The sequence below is a fragment of the Myxococcota bacterium genome, from assembly GCA_035498015.1.
Taxonomy (GTDB): domain Bacteria; phylum Myxococcota_A; class UBA9160; order SZUA-336; family SZUA-336; genus VGRW01.
Map to the genome: position 1 here is coordinate 1 of DATKAO010000017.1, position 2,615 is coordinate 2,615.

Annotated in this window: 2 protein-coding genes and 1 rRNA gene; all 3 read right to left on the reverse strand. The window is 64.9% G+C overall.

From position 1 onward, the window contains the following. Positions 1-800 (reverse strand): 16S ribosomal RNA (locus tag VMR86_01315); the annotation flags it as partial. A 266-nt stretch (positions 801-1,066) separates the two neighbouring features. Beyond that, positions 1,067-2,269, reverse strand: coding sequence for a tyrosine--tRNA ligase (tyrS, locus tag VMR86_01320; protein HTO05669.1), 1,203 nt, complete (start codon positions 2,267-2,269; stop codon positions 1,067-1,069). Further along, positions 2,266-2,615, reverse strand: a 350-nt coding sequence (locus VMR86_01325; GenBank protein ID HTO05670.1) for a 5-formyltetrahydrofolate cyclo-ligase, incomplete at its 5' end; no start/stop codon positions are given. The genes tyrS and VMR86_01325, both read right to left, overlap by 4 nt.

The following is a 2,615-nucleotide window of genomic DNA, read 5'->3' on the forward strand; positions in this document are numbered from 1 at the left end:
AATCCTGTTTGCTCCCCACGCTTTCGCGTCTGAGTGTCAGTCACCGTCCAGAAGGCCGCCTTCGCCACCGGTATTCCTCCCAATATCTACGGATTTCACCCCTACATTGGGAATTCTGCCTTCCTCTCCGGGACTCTAGCCGAGCAGTTTCGGATGCAGTTCCCGAGTTGAGCTCGGGGCTTTCACATTCGACTTACTCAGCCACCTGCACGCGCTTTACGCCCAGTAATTCCGAACAACGCTTGCGCCCTCCGTATTACCGCGGCTGCTGGCACGGAGTTAGCCGGCGCTTCCTTTGGAGGTACCGTCAGACCGCACGAGTATTATCCGTGCGGCTGTTCTTTCCTCCTGACAGTGGTTTACGACCCGAGGGCCTTCATCCCACACGCGGCGTTGCTGGGTCAGGCTTTCGCCCATTGCCCAAAATTCCCTACTGCTGCCTCCCGTAGGAGTCTGGACCGTATCTCAGTTCCAGTGTGGCTGGCCATCCTCTCAGACCAGCTACCCATCTTTGCCTTGGTGAGCTTTTACCTCACCAACTAGCTAATGGGACGCGGGCTCATCCTCGAGTGAAAGCTTACAAGTAGAGGCCATCTTTCTCCGCAGAGCCCGAAGACCCTGCGGTCGTATCCGGTATTAGCTCGGGTTTCCCCGGGTTATCCCAGTCTCGAGGGCAGATTACCCACGTGTTACTCACCCGTGCGCCGCTTTACTCACCCTTGCGGGCTTTCTCGCTCGACTTGCATGTATGAGGCACGCCGCCAGCGTTCGTTCTGAGCCAGGATCAAACTCTCCAGTTAAATAAACTGAAGAATCTCGCGATCTGGCGTTAGCCAGACCGCTTCTATCGAAGAATCGACGAGAATCCGAACTCATCTGTCCCCGTCGACGCAGGCGACGACGGAGACCAAGGTCCGCGTACTATTCGCTTTTCAAAGACCGAGGTGGTCGAGGAACGATCCCTCGAGAGCGACCCGATGGGCAGCCCGCCGAATCGCGAGGGGGCGTACGATATGCCAAGTCCTCCGACCTGTCAAACTTCTAAATCCGCTGGCTTGTCGCGGACTTAGGCCGGAAGAACGCGGAGCTTGGCAAAGCGGCGCTTTCCCGCTTGCACCAGATGCTCGCCGGGAGGGAGCGCGGCCTCGAGCTCGTTCACCCGCTGCTCGCCCACCCGCACCCCACCCTGTCCGATCAGTCGGCGCGCCTCGGAGCGGCTGCCCGCGAAGCCCGCCGCGACCAGCGCGTCGACCAGGCGCACGCCTCCGGGCTCGGCGCTCCGCACCTCGACCGTGGGCACCTCCTCGGGCGCCCGGTGCTGGCGGAACACCCGGTCGAAGTGCGCCTCGGCCTCGCGCGCTGCGGCCGCGCCGTGGTACCGCTCGACCAGCCGCGCCGCGAGAGCCGCCTTCACGTCGCGCGGGTTCTCGCGCCCCGCGTCCATGGCCGCGACCCGCGCGTCGAGCCCCCACTCCTTGCGCGCCAGGAGCTTCACCCAGCGCGGCAGGAGCGCGTCGGGAATCGACATGGTCTTGCCGTAGATCTCGCTGGGCGGCTCGCGGATCCCGATCGCGTTGCCCAGTGACTTCGACATCTTCTCGCTGCCGTCGGTGCCCTCGAGCAGCGGCACCGTCATCACGATCTGCGGCTCCTGCCCGTAGGCGCGCTGTATCTCGCGCCCGAGCAAGAGGTTGAACAGCTGGTCGGTGCCGCCCATCTCCACGTCGGCGCGCAGCGCCACCGAGTCGTACGCCTGCACGAGCGGATACAGGAACTCGTGGATCGCGATCGCCGTCTCGCTGTGGAAGCGCTTCTTGAAGTCGTCGCGCTCGAGCATGCGCGCCACGGTCTGCTGCGAGGCCAGCCGGATGAAATCCGACGGCGGCATGCGGTCCATCCACTCACTGTTGTAGCGCAGCTCGATCTTCGAGGCGTCGAGCACGGCGCTCACCTGCTCCACGTAGGTCTCGGCGTTCTTCTTCACCGCGTCGCGCGTGAGTGGCGCGCGCGTCTTGTTGCGCCCCGTCGGGTCACCGATCATCGCCGTGAAGTCGCCGATCAGGAAGATGATCGTGTGCCCCAGATCCTGCAGCTCGCGCAGCTTGTCGAGCGGAACCGTGTGACCCAGGTGCAGGTCCGGCGCCGACGGGTCGCAGCCGTACTTCACGCGCAGCGGCTTGCCCTTGGCCAGCCGCGCGGCGAGCTCGCCGGGGGCGACCAGGTCGACGACGCGCTCGCGAAACGCGGCGGGAACGGCGTCCTTCGTCATCGCGAGACACCGCGCTCGGTCACGACCGCGTGCATGCGGACGTCCCACGGATCTTCTGGAAGGGCCTCGATCACGCGATCGTCGTAACAGATTCCGACCAGCGTCGCATCCGAACGCCGACGCGCGAGCAGTCGGTCGTAGTGTCCCCCGCCCCGCCCCAGCCGGCGCAGCGCACGGTCGAACACCTGACCCGGAACCAGGAACAAGTCGACCTCATGAATGGGGACGCGCGCCGGAGTCGCCGGGTCGGGCCCGAGCTCGAGCTCAGGCCCCACCACCACCGGAAACAGCACCCGCTTCCCACGGGCCGTGCTGTGGTGGACCACCGCGTCGAGCGGCACCTCGT

Coding starts and splice junctions, on each gene's coding strand:
- tyrS (HTO05669.1), bottom strand. CDS start 2,269: ATGACGAAGGACGCCGTTCCCGCCGCGTTTCGCGAGCGCGTCGTCGAC.